This window comes from Actinomadura sp. J1-007 (genome assembly GCF_009793335.1).
Taxonomy (GTDB): domain Bacteria; phylum Actinomycetota; class Actinomycetes; order Streptosporangiales; family Streptosporangiaceae; genus Spirillospora; species Spirillospora yumaensis.
In genome coordinates, this window is sequence record NZ_WING01000001.1 from 597,276 (window position 1) to 615,636 (window position 18,361).

The following is an 18,361-nucleotide window of genomic DNA, read 5'->3' on the forward strand; positions in this document are numbered from 1 at the left end:
CGGTCAGGGCCGGGGGCGGCGCGCGGACAGCATCCGGTGGCGGGTGATCGCCGAAAGGTCGGTGAGCGAGGCGATCTGGTCGACGACCGCGCGGAGCCTGGCCGCGTCGTCCGCCGCCTCGACGTAGGCCGCGCGGAACCCCGGGTCGAGCGTGCCGGGCGCGCCCGCCCGCATCAGCGCGGCGAGCTCGACGATCAGCTCCCGCTGCCGGGCCCGCGTCTCCTCGTGGCTGATCCACACGTAGTGCGCGGTGATCCCCTTGAGCAGGGCGCACTCCAGCCGTTGGGCGCGCGGCACGATCAGCTCGGCGGCGTACCGGGTGAGCGGCCGGTCGCCGTACGCGGCGCGGGTCGCGTCCTCGGCGGCCAGGCAGAACCGGCCGATCAGCGTGCTGGCCAGGTTCTTCAGGGCGGCGAGCGAGCGCGGCGTGCCGTCGTAGCGGTCGGGCCAGTACGGCTCGGCGAGCAGCGCGGCGAACCGTTCCTCCAGCTCGGCGGGCGCGGCGTCGTCGCAGTACAGCTTGATCGCCGTCTCGGCGACCAGCCGGCGCTCGGCCGGGTCGGCGAGCCGCGCGAAGTCGACGTGCCCGGCGACCAGCGCGTCCTCCAGGTCGTGCACGGAGTAGGCGACGTCGTCGCTCCAGTCCATGACCTGCGCCTCGAAGCAGGTGCGGGCGCCGTGCGCCGCGCCGTCCCGCGCCCACCGCGCCACGTCGGCGTCGTCGTCGTACACGCCGAACTTGCCGTTGACGGAGGCGGCCTGCGACCAGGGGTACTTCATCGCCGCGTCGAGCGCCGCGCGGGTCAGGTTGAGGCCGACGCTGCGGCCGTACAGCGGCGGGCCGTCCTCGGCGAACGACTTCGGTTCGAGGCGGGTGAGGACGCGCAGGCTCTGCGCGTTGCCCTCGAAACCGCCGCAGTCCTGGGCGACCGCGTCGAGCGCGGCCTCCCCGTTGTGCCCGAACGGCGGGTGCCCGATGTCGTGCGACAGGCACGCCGTCTCGACCAGGTCGGGGTCGCAGCCGAGCGCCTTGCCGAGCTCGCGCCCGACCTGCGCGCATTCGAGGGAGTGGGTCAGGCGGGTGCGCAGGCTCTGCACGTTGTCGGCCGCGGCGTCCGCGCCCGGCGAGGCCACCTGCGTCTTGGCGGCGAGGCGCCGCAGCGCCGCGCTGTGCAGCACCCGCGCCCGGTCGCGTTCGAACGCGGTCCGGTCGCGGCGCTTGGCGGGCTCGGGGGCCCATCGCTCGCGGTCGTGCTCGGAGTAGTGCCTCATCAGGTCACCAGGGTAAGCGGGCGGGGGACGGCCCGCCGCCCGCCGGGTCACCGGGTGGGCGTGCCGCGCGGCGTCGTCTTGATCGTCTCGCTCGGCGCCTTCACGCTCTTGCCGAGCAGCACGTACGACAGGTAGCCGCCCGTCTCGCGGACGATGTAGTGCAGCTGGGTGTCGCGGGTGCGCACGCTCGGCCCGCTGCGCGTCGGGGACGAGGCGGCCTTGATCCCGCTGTCCTCGGCCATCCGCTTGGACCGCAGCCCGTGCCACGGGTCGGTGACGATCACGCCGGAGTCCCAGTGCCGCCGTTCGTACGCGCGCCCGACGGCCTTCATCGACTCCAGGGTGTCGCGGCCCTCCGGGACGGCGACCACCTTCGCGGCGGGCACGCCCTTCCCGATCAGCCACCGGCGGCCCGCCCCGGCCTCGGTGAACGCGTCGCCGGGGGCCCGGCCGCCGACCGTGACGATCGCCGGGGCCACCCCGTGCCGGTACAGGTCCAGCGCGTGCTGGAGCCGCCACTGGAGCGTCGGGGACGGCACGCCGTTGTACTGCGCGGCGCCGAGCACGATGATCGCGTCGGAACGGGGCCGTTCGTCCTGCCGGGCCTGGTACCAGACGCGCAGGCCGACGGCGAGCGGGGTCAGCACGGCGATGGCGGCCAGCCCGAGCACGACGCTCACCGCCGCCACGAACCAGGTCGGCCGGGGCGGGCGCCGGCGGCCGCGGCCGAGCCGGCGGCGGCCGCCGCGCGAACCGCCGCCGCGCTCCCCGTCCGGCCCGCCCGGCTCGTCCGGGCGGGCCGCTCCGTCCGGCTCGGCCTCGGGCACTTCCACTTCCAACGTCATCGCTGTGGACACGTCAGGTTAGACGTTCGGGCGCCCGCCGGGAGTTCGCCGGACCGGCGTGTTCCGGACCACGTCGCGTCTCGCGCGCCGCGAGGCGGAGCACGGGGCCGTTCCCACGGTCAGCGGCTGTCGCTGCCCGCCGACTCGATCGCGGCGCGTCCCGCCTCCAGCCGGGCCACCGGGACCCGGAACGGCGAGCACGACACGTAGTCGAGCCCGACCTCGTGGCAGAAGTGCACCGACTCGGGGTCGCCGCCGTGCTCGCCGCAGATGCCGAGCTTGATGCCCGGCCGGGTCTTGCGCCCCTCCTCCACGGCGATGCTGACCAGCCGCCCGACGCCCTCGCGGTCGAGGGTCTCGAACGGCGACACCCCGAAGATCCCGAGCTCCAGGTAGCGGGAGAAGAACGCCGCCTCCACGTCGTCCCGGGAGAAGCCCCAGGTCGTCTGGGTGAGGTCGTTGGTGCCGAACGAGAAGAACTCGGCGGCCTCGGCGATCTGCCCCGCGGTGAGCGCGGCCCTGGGCAGCTCGATCATGGTGCCGATCAGCGCCGGCACGTCCACCCCGGTCGCCTCGGCGACCTCGGCGAGGATCCCGGCGGCCTCCTCGCGGACGGCCTCCAGCTCCTGCACCGCGCCGACGAGCGGGATCATGATCTCGGGCCTCGGGTCGCCGCCGGCCGAGCGCCGCGCGGCGGCGGCCTCGGCGATCGCGCGCACCTGCATGGAGAAAAGACCTGGAATCGCCAAACCCAGGCGCACGCCCCGGAGTCCGAGCATAGGGTTCTGCTCGTGCAGTCGGCGGACGGCCTCCAGAAGCCTCCGGTCCTGAGGCTCGGCGTCGTCGCCGGCGAGAGCGACCCTGACCGACAGCTCGGTGATGTCGGGGAGGAACTCGTGCAGCGGGGGGTCGATCAGCCGGATCGTGACCGGCAGCCCGTCCATGGCCTCGAAGATCCCCTCGAAGTCCCGCTTCTGGAGGGGTTCGAGGGCGTCCAGCGCCGCCTGCCGCTCCGCGCCGTCCTCGGCGAGGATGAGCTCCTCGACGAGCCGGCGCCGGTCGCCGAGGAACATGTGCTCGGTGCGGCACAGCCCGATGCCCGCGCGCCGAAGCGGCGGGCGCGGGCGGCGTCCTCGGTGTTGTCGGCGTTGGCGCGCACCGCCATCCGGGCGCGCCCGTCCGCGTGGGTCATGATCCGGTGCACGGCCTGGACCAGCTCGCCGCCGTCGGACGCGCTGAGCCCGCCCTCGAAGTACCGGACGACGGGCGAGTCCTCCACGGGCACCTCGCCGAGGAAGACCTCCCCGGACGAGCCGTCGATCGAGATCACGTCGCCCTCGGACACGACCTCGCCGCCCGCCGCGGTGAACCTGCGGGCCTTCACGTCCACGTCGAGTTCCTCGGCGCCGCACACGCACGTCTTGCCCATGCCGCGGGCGACGACGGCGGCGTGCGATGTCTTGCCCCCGCGCGAGGTCAGCACGCCGCGCGCGGCGACCATGCCCGACAGGTCGTCGGGGTTGGTCTCGCGGCGGACGAGGATGACGTCCTCGCCCTGCGCGGCCAGCTCGACGGCGCGCTCGGAGGTGAACACGGCCTTGCCGACGGCGGCGCCGGGCGAGGCGTTCATGCCCTTGGTGAGCCGCTTGGAGCCCTCCAGCTTCGAGCCGTCGAAGCGCGGGAACATGAGCTGCGCGAGCTGGTCGCCCGTGACGCGGTCCACCGCCTCGTCGGCGTCGATCAGCCCCTGGTCGAGGAGCTGGCAGGCGATGCGGAACGCCGCGGCGGCGGTGCGCTTGCCCACCCGCGTCTGGAGCATCCACAGCTTGCCGCGCTCGATCGTGAACTCGATGTCGCACATGTCGAGGTAGTGGTTCTCCAGCGTCTCCATGATCTGGAGGAGCCGGTCGTACGACGCCTTGTCGATGCGTTCGAGCTCGGTCAGCGGGACGGTGTTGCGGATGCCCGCGACGACGTCCTCGCCCTGCGCGTTCTGGAGGTAGTCCCCGTAGATCCCCTGCTGGCCGGACGCGGGGTCGCGGGTGAACGCGACGCCGGTGCCCGAGTCCATGCCGAGGTTGCCGAAGACCATCGCGCACACGTTCACGGCGGTGCCGAGGTCGACGGGGATGCGCTCCTGGCGGCGGTAGAGGATCGCCCGGTCGGCGTTCCAGGAGTCGAAGACGGCCTTGGTCGCCAGGTCCATCTGCTCGCGCGGGTCGGTCGGGAAGTCCCGGCCCGTCCGCTCGCGGACGATGCCCTTGAAACGGTCCACCAGCGCCTTGAAGTCGTCGGCGTCGAGATCGCCGTCGTCCTTGGTGCCGCGGCGCTCCTTGGCCTCCTCGATGGCGTCCTCGAACAGGTCGCCGTCGATGTCCAGCACGGTCTTGCCGAACATCTGGATCAGCCGCCGGTACGAGTCCCACGCGAACCGCTCGTCGCCCGCCTGGGCGGCCAGGCCGTGCACCGACTCGTCGTTCAGCCCGATGTTGAGGACGGTCTCCATCATGCCCGGCATGCTGAATTTGGCGCCGGACCGTACGCTGACCAGCAGGGGGTCGTCGCTCTGCCCGAGCCGCTTGCCCATGGCGCCCTCCAGGGCGGACAGGTGGGCGTCCACCTCGTCCTGGAGCCCCTCGGGAAGACTCCCGTGTTCGAGGTAGTACCGGCAGCCCTCCGTAGTGATCGTGAACCCAGGAGGCACCGGCAGGCCGAGATTGGTCATCTCGGCCAGGTTGGCGCCCTTGCCGCCCAGCAGATCCTTGAGGTCCTTGTTTCCCTCGGTGAAGTCGTACACGAACTTCGGCACGGAGTACTCCTTCTCGCTCCGGTCTCCACCCGGCCACGGGGCGGGGGTCTTCCCGCCATGAGAACGCCGCGTCGCGCCCCCCGGGTGGAGAATGCCCGGATGCCCTGTTTGCGGGGACTGTACCCGCGAACCGGACCACCTCTCGGCGCCCCTGTCCGTACTTTGAGTTTTCGCAGGTCAGAGCCCGTTTAGTGGTCTATTCCAATGGCGAGGACCGCAAGACTCCGCCGGGAGAGTCCCGGCGGTCGCATGGCGTGCCCATTGCGCTGGGGAGGGAATGATGGATCAAGGAGGTGAGGTTGTGGTGAGGCCGAAGGTCGCAGGCGGCCGGGCGGGTGACCCGTTCGCCCCGATCGCCGACTACGGGTTCCTGTCCGACTGCGAGACGACCGCGCTGGTGGCCCCGAGCGGCAACATCGAGTGGATGTGCCTGCCGAAGATGGACTCGCCGAGCGCGTTCGGCTCGATCCTGGACCGGGACGCCGGGTACTTCCGGGTGGGCCCGGCGGGCGTCGAGGTGCCCGCCGCGCAGCGCTACATCCCGGGCACCATGGTCATGGAGACGACCTGGTGGGTGCACGGCGGCTGGCTGGTGGTGACCGACGCGCTGCTGATGGGGCCCTGGCACCACGAGACCGAGCGCTCGCACACGCACCGCCGGGCGCCGACGGACTACGACGCCGACCACGTCCTGCTGCGGATGGTGCGGTGCGTCAACGGGCAGGTCCAGGTGCGGCTCGACTGCATGCCGGTGTTCGACTACGGGCAGACCCCGGCCCGGTGGGAGCACACCGGCGTCGGCTACCACGAGGCCGTCGCGCGCGGCAACGGCATCAACCTGCGGCTCTCGACCGACATGAACGTCGGGTTCGAGGGCTCGCTCGCCACGTCCCGCACGCTGCTGAAGCAGGGCGACGCCCGGTTCGTCGCGCTGTCGTGGAGCGAGCACGCGCCGCCCGCCACCTACGAGGAGGCGCAGGAACGGCTCGTCTGGACGGTGCACCACTGGCAGCACTGGCTCGACCGGGGCCGCTTCCCCGACCACCCGTGGCGCAGCCACCTCCAGCGCAGCGCCCTCACCCTGAAGGGGCTGACGTTCGCGCCGTCCGGGGCGGTCGCGGCGGCGGCGACGACCTCGCTGCCCGAGACGCCCGGCGGGGACCGCAACTGGGACTACCGCTACACGTGGATCCGCGACTCGACGATGGCCCTCTGGGCGTTCTACACGCTCGGGTACGACTGGGAGGCCAACGACTTCTTCTACTTCATCACCGACGTCGCCGAGGCCGCCGAGGGCAAGCTCCAGATCATGTACGGGCTCGACGGCCGCGAGGAGCTGCCCGAGTCGACGCTCGACCACCTCAGCGGCTACGACAACGCCAAGCCGGTGCGGATCGGCAACGAGGCGTACATGCAGGCCCAGCACGACGTGTGGGGCGCGATCATCGGGTCGGTCTACCTGTTCGTGCGCAAGCGGGACCGGCTCGACGACCGGCTGTGGAAGATCGTCGTCAAGCAGGTCGAGGACGCGCTCGCCAACTGGAAGCACCCCGACTGCGGCATGTGGGAGGTGCGGGGCGAACCCCAGCACTTCACCTCCTCAAAGGTGTTCTGCTGGGTCGCCGCCGAGCGCGGCGCGCGCCTCGCCCGGGTCCGCGGCGACCACGAGCGCGCCCGCCGCTGGCAGGAGGCCGCCGACGAGATCCACGCCGACGTCCTCGCCAACGCGATCGACGCCCGCGGGGTCTTCACCGCCTACTACGGCGCCGACGCCCTGGACGCCTCCGCCCTGCTCATCCCCCTGCTCGGGTTCCTGCCGGCCGACGACAAGCGGGTCCGCGAGACCGTCCTCGCGATCGCCGACGAGCTGTCGGAGGACGACCTCGTCCTGCGCTACCGGCACACCGAGACCGACGACGGGTTCGAGTCGGAGGAGGGCACGTTCACGATCTGCTCGTTCTGGCTCGTGTCCGCCCTGGTCATGATCGGCGAGCTGGAACGTGCCCGCGCGCTCTGCGAGAAGCTGCTCTCCTACGCCAGCGCCCTCCAGCTGTACGCCGAGGAGATCGACCCCCACACCGGACGCCACCTGGGCAACTACCCGCAGGCGTTCACCCACCTCGCCCTGATCAACGCCGTGATGCAGGTCATCCGGGCCGAGGACAACGAGCGCCAGCCCCCGCTCGCGTAGCCCGCCCGCCTCGGGGGCGCCCCGGCCCCCGAGGCGCGGCCCGGCTCCCGGGCCCCCTCCTCCGAACGGTGTCCCGGCCTGATCCGGCCATCATGATCACAAGTTGGCGATACACCCTTTTTGAGTAGTTGATCCCGTTATTCTCGGCGCTCGTGACCGTCCCACCGAACGCTGACAACGCCCCGGAGGACCCGGCCCCCGGCCCCTCGTCGTGGACGGCTCCCGATCCGGGTCCGGAGGCCGCGCCGGCGCCGCGGCCGATGGCGGTGCCGATGCCGTACGCGCAGGGGCCCCAGCCGCCGGAGGCGTACGCGGGCAGGCCCGCGCCCGTCCCGCCGAGGACGAACCGGTTCGCCGTCGTCGCGCTGGTCACCGGCCTGATCGGGTGGGCGGTGCTCGGGATCGGGTTCGGGATCGCGGCGCTGGTCCGGATCCGGCGGCGCGGCGAGCGCGGGACGGCGCTCGCGGTGAGCGGGATCGTCCTGTCCACGGCGTGGCTGGTGGTCTTCGCGGTGGCGGGCGTCCTCGTCGCGGTCGGCTCGTCCCTCACGGTGGACCGGGACGAGGCGGGCCGCGTCACGCGGAGCGGGCGGGCGCTGGTGGCCTCCCTCAAGGTGGGCGACTGCTTCGACGGGTTCGGCGAGAACAAGACGGGCGTGCTCGTGACGGTGCGGCCCTGCGGCGAGCCACACCACGGCGAGGTCATGGCCCGCGTACGGCTCGCGGACGGCCCGTACCCCGGCGACGGCGCGGTGCGGGCGAACGCCCGGGATGCGTGCGAGGCGCGCGTCGCCAAGGCCGCGGCCAAAAGCCGCTACGTGGACGAGCTCAGCCTGTACGCCGGCTCGCCCAACGCGAGGCTCTGGAAGGACGGCGACCGGGAGGTGACGTGCGTGCTGCGCTACAGCGGCGACGAGCCGCTCACCTCCCGCGTCGCCGACACCGCCGACCCGGGCGTGCGCGCGTGGGCCGAGGTCCGGGCGGGCGACTGCGTGAAGGACTGGAACACCGACGCGGGCAGCGTGGTCCGCACGTCGAGCTGCGACGAGCCCCACAAGCACCAGGTGATCGGCGTCCACGACCTGAAGCCGGGCCGGTGGCCGGGGAGCCGGGCCGTGGACGCGGAGACGTCGAGGGGGTGCGAGCGGCGGCGCGCGAAGGCGTTCGGCTCGCGCCCGTCGCCGGTGCCCGTCGAGATGCTGATCGTCCCGCCGACGAAGCGCGGCTGGGACCTCGGCGTGCACCGGGCCATCTGCCTGGTCAAGGCCCGGGACGGCCGCCTGTCGCGCTCCGTCCTCCCCCGCTGACGCGCCCCGTCCTCCCGCGCGCGCCCCGGTCCCCGGCCCCCGGCCCGCCGGTCCGCCGGTGCGGCCGGGGCGCGCGCGGGCGGTCAGACGACGGCGCCCGAGTCGCCCGGCTCGCGGCGCTTCGCCGGACGGTTCGCGGGCTTCGGCGCCGGGGCGGGCGCGTCGGTGAAGCGCTCGAAGTAGATCGCCAGCGGCGTGGCGGTGAAGACGCTGGAGTACGTCCCGACGCCGATGCCGATCAGCAGGGCGAGCGCGAAGTCGGTCAGCGAGTCGCCGCCGAGCAGCGCCAGCGCCGCCAGGATGAAGACCGCCCCCATCCCGGTGTTGATCGTCCGGGGCACGGTCTGGAGGACGCCGAGGTTGGCGACGGACGCGAAGGGCTCCTTCGGCCGCGCGCCCCACAGCTCGCGGACGCGGTCGAACACGACGACGGAGTCGTTCACCGAGTAGCCGATGACGGTGAGCAGCGCCGCGAGGAACACCCCGTCCACCGGCTTGCCGAGCCACGCGAACACCCCGGCGACGATCAGCACGTCGTGGAACATCGCGAGCACCGCGCCCAGCCCGAACGTCCAGCGGAACCGGATCGCGAGGTAGGCGAGCTGCACCAGGAGCGCCACGCCGAGGGCGATCAGCGCCTTGGTGCGCAGCTCCGCGCCGAGGCTCGGGCCGATCAGCTCGTCGCGCTGCTTGGCCGCCTGGCCGCCGCTGCGCTCCGCGAGCGCCTTCCCGATCCGCTGCTCCTCGGCGTTGGAGAGGTTCTCGGTGCGCACGGAGATGTCGTCCTCGCCCGAGGTCTGCACGACCGCGCGCGGGAACCCCGCGTCGGACACGGCGTCGCGGGCGGTGTCGATGTCGATCGGACGGCTCGTGGAGTACTCCACGAGCCGTCCGCCGGTGAACTCGACGCCCCAGTTCAGGCCGCGCGCGAAGATCCCGGTGACGGCGAGGGCGACGGCGAGCCCGGAGACCGCCAGCCAGAGCCGCCGGCGCCGCATCAGGTCGGGGCGGCGGCGTTCGAGCCACCGCCGGACCCGCCCGACGGAGCCGAGCCCGGTCAGGCGGGGGCGGCGCGCGATCGCGCGGCGGGAGACGGCCGCCTCGGTGAGGACGCGGCTGAGCAGCATCGCCGAGACCAGCGACCCGATGACGCCGATCGTCAGCGTGACCCCGAAGCCCCGCACCGGCCCGGACGCGAGGAAGAACAGCAGCGCCGCGGCGAGCAGCGTGGTGACGTTGGAGTCGGCGATCGCCGACCAGGCGCGGGTGAACCCGGTGGCGAGGGCGGTGCGCGGCCCGCGCACGGGCGCCGCCGCGTACTCCTCGCGGGCCCGTTCGAACGCCAGCACGTTCGCGTCGATCGCCATGCCGATCGCGAGCACGAACCCGGCGAGGCCCGGCAGGGTGAGCGTCGCGCCGACGGCGACGAGCGCGGCGTACGAGATCAGCGCGTAGCAGGCCAGCGCGACCGTCGCGAGGAGGCCGACGAGCCGGTACGCGGCGACGATGAACAGGCCGGTCAGCGCGATGCCGATGATCGCGGCCTTCGCGCTCGCGTCGATCGCGGCCTCGCCGAGGGTCGGGCCGACGACCCGCTGCTCGATGATCTTCACGGGGACGGGCAGCGAGCCGCCCTCCACGAGCGCGGCCAGGTCCTTGGCCTCGTCGGCGCCGAAGTCGCCGGTGATCTGGGTCGTCCCGCCGGTGATGCCGACGCCGCACGCGACCTGCTCGGTGACCTGCGGCGAGGAGATCACCTTGCCGTCCAGGACGATCGCGATGCGGCGCTCGTCCCCGGCCGCGCAGGCGTTCTTGGCGGTGAGCCGCTCCCAGATCTTCCCGCCGCCCCCGCGGAACTTGATGTCGACCGCCCAGCCGCCGAGGTTCTGCGGGTCGTAGGAGGCGGACGCGGAGCCGATGCCGTCGCCGGTGAGGGCGGCGGGCCCGACGAGGATCGGCCGCCCGCTCTCGTCCTGGAGGCGCCGCTCGCCTCCGGCGGGCTCGCGGTCCCCGGCGAGGACGGGGTGCGCGGTGAGCTGCGCGGTCTTGCCGATCACCTCGGCGGCGCGGGACGGGTCCTGGACGTCGGGCAGCTCGACGATGATCCGCCTGTCCCCGGAGCGGGTGATGGACGACTCGGCGACGCCGAGCGCGTCGATCCGGCGGTGCAGCACCTCCTTGGCGCGGTCGGTGGACTCGGCGTCCGCCCGTACGGACGGGCCGTTCTCGGTCTGGAGGACGATCTGGGTGCCGCCGCGCAGGTCGAGGCCGAGGCGGGCGGGTTCGGACAGGGCGAAGTAGAGCGATGCGGCGAGCACGGCGAACGCCAGTACCGCCCGCACCACGTTGGCGCGAGACAAGGAACCTCCACACGGAGTCTCGGCACCGCGCCGGCCGCACGCCTCACCGCGCCGTTCCGCGGGCCGTGGCCGGGGCGGGGGCGTGGGCCGTGGCTTGGGCGCGGATCAGCGGTCGGGGCGTGCGGGGACGTGCGGTGCCGCTGGCCCGGCGGCCGGGCATGGGCGGGCCGCCGGTCGGGACAGGAGCGTCAGATCCCCGTGGTGGTGGGCGGTGCGCGTCCCCTGGGCGCCCCGCGCGGCGCGGCGGCGTCGGGGGCGGCGGGCTCGTGCGGCCGTCCGGCCGGAGTGCGGGACGGCGGGCGGAGACCGGCCGGGCAGGGCGGGAGCGCCGCCCCGGCTCCGGGCCCCGGTACGGCGGGCCCGCACAGGTGCCGCGCGACTGCGGCGGCCGTCGTCTCCGTGCGCGGCGCGCCGGGCCGGTGCTCCCGGTCCGCGCGGGACGGGCCCGTCCGGCCGTCCGAGCGGGCGACCGCCGGCCGGGAGGACGGCTTGGCGCGGCTCCGGCCGGACGGAGGCTGCCCCGTCTGGGCCGTTCCGGCGCGGACGCCGACGCCGCCCGCGCCGGTCGCGCCGCCCGCCTGGACGGACGGCGCGACCGGGGCGACGACGAAGCCGAGCAGGCCGAGCACGATGAGCAGCAGCCGCGCGGCGCGGCCCCGCTCGCGCGGACCCGCCGACGCCTGGGGCGGCGGCGTTTCCGGGGGCGGCTCGTTCGCGGGCACGGCCGGACGCCGAGGGTCGCGCACGCGCATCCTCCCCGTCGGCGGTCGGTCGGTCACGTCACCGTAGCCCATCCGCGCGGCATACCGGACGTCCCGTCAGGGCGCCCGCTCGGGTTCCCGTGTGGGTTCCCGCGCGGGGAACAGGCGGGCGGGCAGCAGCCGCGCGAGCCGTTCGGAACGGGTGGCCGCGAGGGGGCCCGCGACGGCCAGCACCAGCACGTAGCCCGCGATGAACGGCGCGAGCCGGGCGTCGAGCCCGGCCGCCGCCGCCATCGAGGCCAGCACGAGCGCGAACTCGCCGCGCGACAGCACGGTGAGCGCCACGTTCGTGGACGGCCCGCGCCCGAACCCGTGCAGCCGTCCGGCCAGCAGCCCGGCGGCCAGGTTGAGCGCGAGGGTGAGCAGCACGGCGAGCGCGACCGGCAGCGCGACGGACGCGAGGTCGCCCGGGTCGATGGACAGCCCGAACGCGAAGAAGAAGATGGCGGCGAACGCGTCCCGGAGCGGGTGCACGAGCGTCTGGATGCGCGGCCCGGCCTTGGTCGCGCCGAGGATCAGCCCGACCATGAACGCGCCGATCGCGTCGGAGACGCCGAACTCCTCGGCGATCCCGGCGGTCAGCACGGCGAGCCCGACGAACGTGACCACCAGCAGCTCGTCGTCCTTGAGGTCGACGAGCCGCCCGACCCAGCGGGCGCCCCAGCGGGCCGCGCAGGCGAGCACGAGCAGGAACCCGAACGCCTTGCCGAACTCGGCGGCGGTCTCCCCGAACCCGTGCGCGTTCCCCACGATCGGCTGGAGCAGCGCCAGGTAGAGGGCCAGGAACACGTCCTCGACCACGATGATCCCGAGGATGAGCCGGCTCTCGGGGTTGCCGAGCCGGCGCAGGTCCATGAGGACCTTGGTGACGATGGCCGAGGACGAGATGCCGATGACCCCGGCGAGCACGAACGCCTCGCGCCCGCCCCAGCCGAGCAGGAAGCCGAACGCCAGGCCGCCGCCCACGTTCAGCAGCAGGTAGAGGGCGCCGGACGCGACGAGCCGCCCGCCTCCGGACACCAGGTCGTCGAGATGGAACTCAAGGCCCAGGTAGAACAGCAGGAACACCAGGCCGAGCGCGGACAGCAGCTTGAGGTCGTCGGGGCCGTCGAACAGGGCGATCCCGGGCGTGTGCGGCCCGAACAGGATGCCGGCGAGCATGAACAGCGGGATGGTCGGCAGACCGATGCGCACCCCGGCGCGGGCGAGCACGCCCGCCGCCAGGAACGCCCCGCCGAGTGCGATGAGGGCTTCGGCGAGAGAGATGGGAGAACCTCCGTGGGTACGCCGCGGGGCCCGTGCGCGTGCGCGAGCACGCCGGGCGCGTGGGCGCGCGGGTGCGCTGCGGCACGCGCGGGCACGCCGCGGCCGTCCGGCGGGTCAGTGGACCGCCGGGCGGACGGGAAACGTCAGGAACCCGGGGAGGCCGGCGGGGCGCGGGCGAGCCGGTCGTGGGACGGCTCGTACGCCGCCGGAGGGGCCTGCGCGGCCGGCCGGGGCGTGGAGCCGAGCGGTACGGGCGGCAGCGGGGCGGACTCGGGCGGCGGTACGGCGAGCGGCCCGCCGTGGTCGCCCCCGTGCGGGGCGGCGGCGTGCGCGTGGTTGGCGATGAACGCGGGCTCGGGCGCGGCCCCGCCGGCGAGGGCGTGCCGCGCCGCGGTGGCCGCGGCGGCGGTGGCCTGCGGCGGCTCCCCCGCGGGCGCCCCGGGCTGGTAGATCAGCCCGAACAGCGCCGCCAGGCAGGCGACGAACGCGAGCCGCGCCGCCATCCCGGGCCCGAGCGGCCACCCCGCCCGCACCGGACGGGAGGGCTGGGCGGACGGCGCGACAGGACGAGCGGGACGCGGGTTCCGCGGCCGTCGTCGTTCGCGCACACTCAGCCCTTCCGCGCCTGCTTCATGCTCCTTATCAAGACAATCCGCTACAAGACTATACGAAGGACCCGATCCGCCCAATCACTCCGATGGGGCGGGCACCGCCCCACCCGGACGGACGGCAGGAGTACGCGGGCATCAGGGGCGCAAGAGCGTGGCCCGATCCGGCCAGACCGGGTTCGTCACGGAGCATTGCCGGGCCACCAAAGGCGAATTACTTTCACGATACCCGCCCCCAACCGGACAAAGGAGCATCCGGTGGTACGTACCAGACAGGCTCTCACCCTCGGTGCCGCGGCTCTCGCCGCCGTCGCGCTCGCCGCGACCCCCGCCTCGGCGGCCGGCACCGTCATCCACAAGGGAGGTCCCACGGGCGACCCGTACACCGGGAAGGTGCGCGCGTCGCTGCTCGGCACCGCCTCGGTGACGACGTCGCTCGGCTCCGGCACCTGCAACCGCTCCACGATGGACGGCTCGGTCAACTCAGACGGGACCGGCCTGACCATCACCTCCGCCTCGTTCACCAACGACCCGGGCCCCGCCTGCCCGGGCGGCGGCGGGACCGTCGCCGTCACCACCGAGGCGCTGCCGTGGTCGGGCGGCTCCGTCGCGTACGACTCCTCCCACACCGGCGACCGCGACGCCGCCGTCACCATCGCGGGCTTCAAGGTCAAGGCCGTCGCCAGCGTCCTCGGCGGCATCACCTGCTACTACGGCGGCAGCCTCACGGCGTCCGGCTACAACCCCGACAACCCGAACCGGCCGGACCCGAAGGTCGCCGAGGCCCAGGTCAAGGTGGACGGGGCGAAGGTCGCCAAGCAGAGCGGCAGCAACTTCCTCTGCCCCGGCGACGCCACGGTCACCTCGGCCTACCGCCTCCAGGGCGAGACCTCTCCCGGCACGTTCGGCCAGACCCTCTACATCACCGGCTGATCCGCCGCCGAAGGCGAGGAACGGCATCGGGGGCGCAAGGCGAAGGGCCGCCCTCCCGCAGGGGAGGGCGGCCCCGTCGCGTCGGGGTCCAGAGGCTCAGCAGCCGACGAGCTGGGCGGCGAGGAACGACTCGACCTGGCTGATCGCGATGCGCTCCTGGCTCATGGTGTCGCGCTCCCGCACGGTCACCGCGTCGTCCTCCAGGGTGTCGAAGTCGATCGTCACGCAGAACGGGGTGCCGATCTCGTCCTGGCGGCGGTAGCGGCGGCCGATCGCCCCGGCGTCGTCGAAGTCGACGTTCCAGTTGCGGCGCAGCCGGGCGGCGAGGTCGCGGGCCTTCGGCGACAGGTCGGCGTTGCGCGACAGCGGCAGCACCGCGACCTTGACCGGGGCGAGCCGCCGGTCGAGCCGCATGACGGTGCGCTTCTCCAGCTTGCCCTTGGCGTTGGGCGCCTCGTCCTCGGCGTAGGCGTCCATCATGAACGTCAGCGTGCACCGGTCCACCCCGGCCGCGGGCTCGATCACGTAGGGGACGAACCGCTCCCCCGACTCCTGGTCGAAGAACGACAGGTCGGTGCCGGACGCCTTGGCGTGCGTGGTCAGGTCGTAGTCGGTGCGGTTGGCGATGCCCTCCAGCTCGCCCCACTCGCTGCCGACGAAGTCGAACTTGTACTCCACGTCCACGGTGCGCTTGGAGTAGTGCGACAGCTTGTCGGCCGGGTGCTCGTAGAGCCGCAGGTTCTCCTTGCGGATGCCGAGGTCGACGTACCACTGCATGCGCTCGTCGATCCAGTACTGGTGCCATTCCTCGTCGGAGCCGGGCCGGACGAAGAACTCCATCTCCATCTGCTCGAACTCGCGGGTGCGGAAGATGAAGTTGCCGGGCGTGATCTCGTTGCGGAACGACTTGCCGACCTGCCCGATCCCGAACGGGACCTTGCGGCGGGCCGACTGCTGCACGTTGAGGTAGTTGATGAAGATGCCCTGCGCGGTCTCGGGGCGCAGGTAGGCGAGGCCGGACTCGTCCTCGACCGGGCCGAGGTAGGTCTTCAGCAGCCCGTTGAACATCTTCGGCTGGGTGAACGACCCCTTGACCCCGCAGTTGGGGCAGGTGATGTCGGCGAGGCCGCCGGCCGGGGCGCGGCCGTGCTTGGCCTCGTACGCCTCTTCCAGGTGGTCGGCGCGGAACCGCTTGTGGCACGACTGGCACTCGGTGAGCGGGTCGACGAACGCCTGGACGTGCCCGCTCGCCTCCCACACCTCGCGCGCGAGGATCACGCAGGAGTCGAGGCCCACCACGTCGTCGCGGCCCTGGACCATCGACTTCCACCACTGGCGCTTGACGTTGTTCTTCAGCTCGACGCCGAGCGGCCCGTAGTCCCAGGAGGCGCGCAGCCCGCCGTAGATCTCACTCGACGGGTAGACCAGTCCCCGCCGCTTGGCGAGGTTGACGATCGTGTCCAACACGTCGGAACGGCGTGCCATGAGCATTCTCCATCCGGCTGGCGGTCGGCGGGACTGTATCGGACGCCCCGTCACGCGCGGACGGCGAGACGGGCCCGCCGCGACGGCGGCGGTCTCGGCCCCCTGCGGAGGCGTCGGGCCGAGGCGAGTGCGATCCCCTGTGTGCTGCCGTGGAGCGCGGTCCTCGTTCCCCGGCGCCCCAGAGCATTCCCCAGCTTAAGGCACCGCGACGGCCCCCAGAACGCCGACCCGCGAACCCCTCCGCCCCGTTCCGGAGGGCGGGCCGGGAGCGCCGCGGGGCGGCCCGCGGCGGGCGCGGCGCGGGCCCGCGATCAGTAGACCGATCAGTAGACACGGCCGTCGACCGTGTTGCTGTCGACGTTGATCGTGACGCCGCCGTGCCGCTCCCTGTGGCCGCCCCGGTACTGCTTGATGCGCCGGTGCGGCGGCCACCAGCGGTCGGGCAGGTAGCGGTCGCCGTACACGGTGGGCACGCCGTCCCAGTGGGCGTACCAGACGGCCGTGGGCCTGGCCGTCCCGCGCGCAGCGCCGAGGTCGCGGATTCCTGAGGTGACGCTGCTGTAGACGCCCGGAACGTACCTCTTGGCCTTCAGCTTCCGCGTCCAGGAGTGCAGGAACCGCATGACGGCGCGCCTGCATTCCGTGTCACGGCTTCTGTACGCCTCGATGTCGAAGTAGATGGGCTTGCGGCGCGGGATTCCCAGGGCGCGGGCGTCCCGGACGGCGTCCGCGGCGGCGCGCGCGCCCTGCGCCGAGGCGTTCTGGGCGGTGAAGCGGGTCTTGTAGCGGGAGCAGGGCGCCTGGAGCCCGACGTACGTCGGGATGAGGCGGTAGCCCATGCCGCGGACGGCCCGCACCCACGCCCGCGTCAGGTTCGGCTGGGCGCAGCCGCGCGACGCGCCCCCGATGTAGATGTTGGCGACGCCGTACGCCCGCCGCCACGCGGCCATCGCCTTGAGGGACGGGGCCGTACAGGTGTCGAAGCCCTTCGCCCTGACCCACGTCCGGGTCTTCGCCCGCACCTCCGAACGCGGCGCAGGCGCTCCCGCCTTCGGGGGAACGGGCTCGTCGCCTCTCGGCGGGACGGGTTCGGCGGTCCAGCGCGCTCTCAGCCGGGTGCCGCGCAGCACCCGCTCAAGCGCCGCGCGGTCCGTCCCGTACGCGCCGGTGATCGTGACCCCGGCCTCGGGCAGCGGCACGACGTCCTCGCGCCCGTCCGTGACCGGCACCGAGTGCCGGGCCAGCCGTCCCGCCCGGACGGCCCCCGTACGGCGCGCGGGCGGCCCGTCGAGCGGCTCCACGTGGACGGCCTCGGTCCGGCCGACGGCCCGCGCCGGGCAGCCGGCCCCGTCGCCCTGCCGTCCCAGGTAGATCGCGTGCCGGTCGAACCGCGCGCACCGCGACGGCTCCCGGTCCAGCCGCACGACCTCCCAGCCCTCGGGCACGGGGACCCGCACCCCCCGGTACGCGACGCTCCCCGGCCGCGCGCCGGCCCCTGTCCGTGCGGTCAGCGGGGCGGGCGGGTCGGCCGGGGGCCGCGCGGCGGCCGGCCCGGCCCCGGCGACGACCGGCGCCGCCGCCGCGAGCAGTCCGATGAGCGGGACGGCATGGCGCATCACTTCTCCCCCGACGAGCCGCGTTGATCATGACGGGCCCATGATCACCGGGGCCGGAGCCGCCGAAACCGCGCCCGATCCCTCCTTGCCCCCGGGGTTGCCGATATTTGGCGCGCCCCGTCCGGACGGGGCGCGGGCCGGGTTCAGCGGGAGGCGACGATCTCGTACGCGCCGGGCTCGTCCAGGGCCATCGCCGCCAGCGGCATGAACCTCATCCGCAGGTCGGGGACGCCGAGCGCGCGGCGGTAGTAGCCCGCGCCGTCCCACTCGGTGATCAGCGCCCACAGGCCGGGGTCGTCCACCGTGCGGGCGAGGCGGCCGGCGCGGTAGCCGGGCGCGGCGGCGAGGGCGTCCAGCACCGCGGCCATCTCCTCGGCGAAGCCGCCGGCCCGTTCGCCGGGCACCCGGTACCGGGTTATCGCGATCATCACCCCATCCTGGCGTACGTTGGGGCGCGTGAGAACGGACGGGCCCGGCACGGGCGGCCAGGACGGCACGGCGGAGGCGCGGGGCGTCCGCGCCGCGGTGGAGCGGTGGAGCGCGCGGCCGGTGCTGTACCTGCACGGGCTGCCGCGGGGCCTGCTGCTCGCGGCCGTGTTCGTGCTGCTGGTGGTCGGCATGTGGGGTTCGGGCTGGGTGGGCGCGGCGGGGCTGCTGGCGCTGTTCGCGGGCCTCGGCTGGTTCGCCTACCTCAACTGGCCGGCGCTGGAGCCGGGAGGGCGGGCGCTGCGCGTGGCGGCGCTGGCCGTCCTGCTCGCGTTCGCGGCCGGGCACGTTTTCGGGCGATTTTGACAATCATTTTCATGTTCGTCCATACTTGAGGGGTGTTGACCTCCCGTACGCGTTCGCGCGTCATCCCGTTGACCGTCCTCGCCCTGACCGGGCTGACCGGCCTCACCGCCTGCGGC

At 73.8% G+C, this 18,361-nt stretch carries 13 protein-coding genes and 1 pseudogene; 4 read left to right on the forward strand and 10 right to left on the reverse strand.

Annotated elements, in window-relative coordinates; all coding sequences use genetic code 11:
• Nucleotides 1-3 precede the first annotated feature (3 nt).
• From GEV43_RS02735 to ppdK, 3 genes and pseudogenes are all read right to left on the reverse strand, one after another.
• A complete protein-coding gene (locus GEV43_RS02735; RefSeq protein WP_160819338.1) occupies nucleotides 4-1,272 on the reverse strand; it encodes a deoxyguanosinetriphosphate triphosphohydrolase in 1,269 nt (422 codons plus the stop codon).
• A 47-nt stretch (nucleotides 1,273-1,319) separates the two neighbouring features.
• Nucleotides 1,320-2,117: a YdcF family protein gene (locus GEV43_RS02740; RefSeq protein WP_160819339.1), complete on the reverse strand. Its 798-nt coding sequence runs from the start codon at nucleotides 2,115-2,117 to the stop codon at nucleotides 1,320-1,322.
• 119 nt (nucleotides 2,118-2,236) lie between these two features.
• A pseudogene (gene ppdK, locus GEV43_RS02745) lies at nucleotides 2,237-4,926 on the reverse strand (pyruvate, phosphate dikinase).
• Between the two features lie 304 nt (nucleotides 4,927-5,230).
• Here ppdK and GEV43_RS02750 point away from each other — a divergent pair.
• Both GEV43_RS02750 and GEV43_RS02755 read left to right on the forward strand, forming a co-directional pair.
• Nucleotides 5,231-7,117 (forward strand): glycoside hydrolase family 15 protein, encoded by a 1,887-nt coding sequence (locus GEV43_RS02750; protein WP_309239417.1) that lies wholly within the window; start codon nucleotides 5,231-5,233, stop codon nucleotides 7,115-7,117.
• 152 nt (nucleotides 7,118-7,269) lie between these two features.
• Entirely contained in the window at nucleotides 7,270-8,424 is a 1,155-nt protein-coding gene (locus GEV43_RS02755; RefSeq protein WP_160819341.1) for a DUF4190 domain-containing protein, read from the forward strand.
• A gap of 83 nt (nucleotides 8,425-8,507) precedes the next feature.
• Here the strand turns inward: GEV43_RS02755 and secD are convergent, their stop codons facing one another.
• The 4 genes from secD to GEV43_RS02775 all read right to left on the reverse strand — a co-directional run bounded on the left by secD (nucleotide 8,508) and on the right by GEV43_RS02775 (nucleotide 13,314).
• Entirely contained in the window at nucleotides 8,508-10,784 is a 2,277-nt protein-coding gene (secD, locus tag GEV43_RS02760; protein ID WP_160819342.1) for a protein translocase subunit SecD, read from the reverse strand.
• 188 nt (nucleotides 10,785-10,972) lie between these two features.
• Nucleotides 10,973-11,530, reverse strand: coding sequence for a hypothetical protein (locus GEV43_RS02765; RefSeq protein WP_160819343.1), 558 nt, complete (start codon nucleotides 11,528-11,530; stop codon nucleotides 10,973-10,975).
• Between the two features lie 72 nt (nucleotides 11,531-11,602).
• Nucleotides 11,603-12,757, reverse strand: coding sequence for a cation:proton antiporter (locus GEV43_RS02770; protein WP_309239418.1), 1,155 nt, complete (start codon nucleotides 12,755-12,757; stop codon nucleotides 11,603-11,605).
• A 197-nt stretch (nucleotides 12,758-12,954) separates the two neighbouring features.
• Nucleotides 12,955-13,314, reverse strand: coding sequence for a hypothetical protein (locus GEV43_RS02775; RefSeq protein WP_160819344.1), 360 nt, complete (start codon nucleotides 13,312-13,314; stop codon nucleotides 12,955-12,957).
• 363 nt (nucleotides 13,315-13,677) lie between these two features.
• Here GEV43_RS02775 and GEV43_RS02780 point away from each other — a divergent pair, with 363 nt between their 5' ends.
• The gene (locus GEV43_RS02780; RefSeq protein WP_160819345.1) at nucleotides 13,678-14,352 is read left to right on the forward strand and encodes a hypothetical protein; all 675 of its coding nucleotides are present in this window, start codon (nucleotides 13,678-13,680) and stop codon (nucleotides 14,350-14,352) included.
• 96 nt (nucleotides 14,353-14,448) lie between these two features.
• Here the strand turns inward: GEV43_RS02780 and GEV43_RS02785 are convergent, their stop codons facing one another.
• From GEV43_RS02785 to GEV43_RS02795, 3 genes are all read right to left on the reverse strand, one after another.
• On the reverse strand, nucleotides 14,449-15,837 hold the full coding sequence (locus tag GEV43_RS02785) for a glycine--tRNA ligase (protein ID WP_160819346.1): 1,389 nt from the start codon (nucleotides 15,835-15,837) through the stop codon (nucleotides 14,449-14,451).
• Nucleotides 15,838-16,160: 323 nt separating this feature from the next.
• Entirely contained in the window at nucleotides 16,161-17,453 is a 1,293-nt protein-coding gene (locus tag GEV43_RS02790) for a DUF1906 domain-containing protein (protein WP_160819347.1), read from the reverse strand.
• A gap of 143 nt (nucleotides 17,454-17,596) precedes the next feature.
• A complete protein-coding gene (locus GEV43_RS02795) occupies nucleotides 17,597-17,881 on the reverse strand; it encodes an antibiotic biosynthesis monooxygenase (protein WP_160819348.1) in 285 nt (94 codons plus the stop codon).
• A 28-nt stretch (nucleotides 17,882-17,909) separates the two neighbouring features.
• On the opposite strand from GEV43_RS02795, the gene GEV43_RS02800 reads away from it, so the two are divergent.
• Nucleotides 17,910-18,245 (forward strand): DUF6703 family protein, encoded by a 336-nt coding sequence (locus GEV43_RS02800; RefSeq protein ID WP_160819349.1) that lies wholly within the window; start codon nucleotides 17,910-17,912, stop codon nucleotides 18,243-18,245.
• Nucleotides 18,246-18,361: the final 116 nt, after the last annotated feature.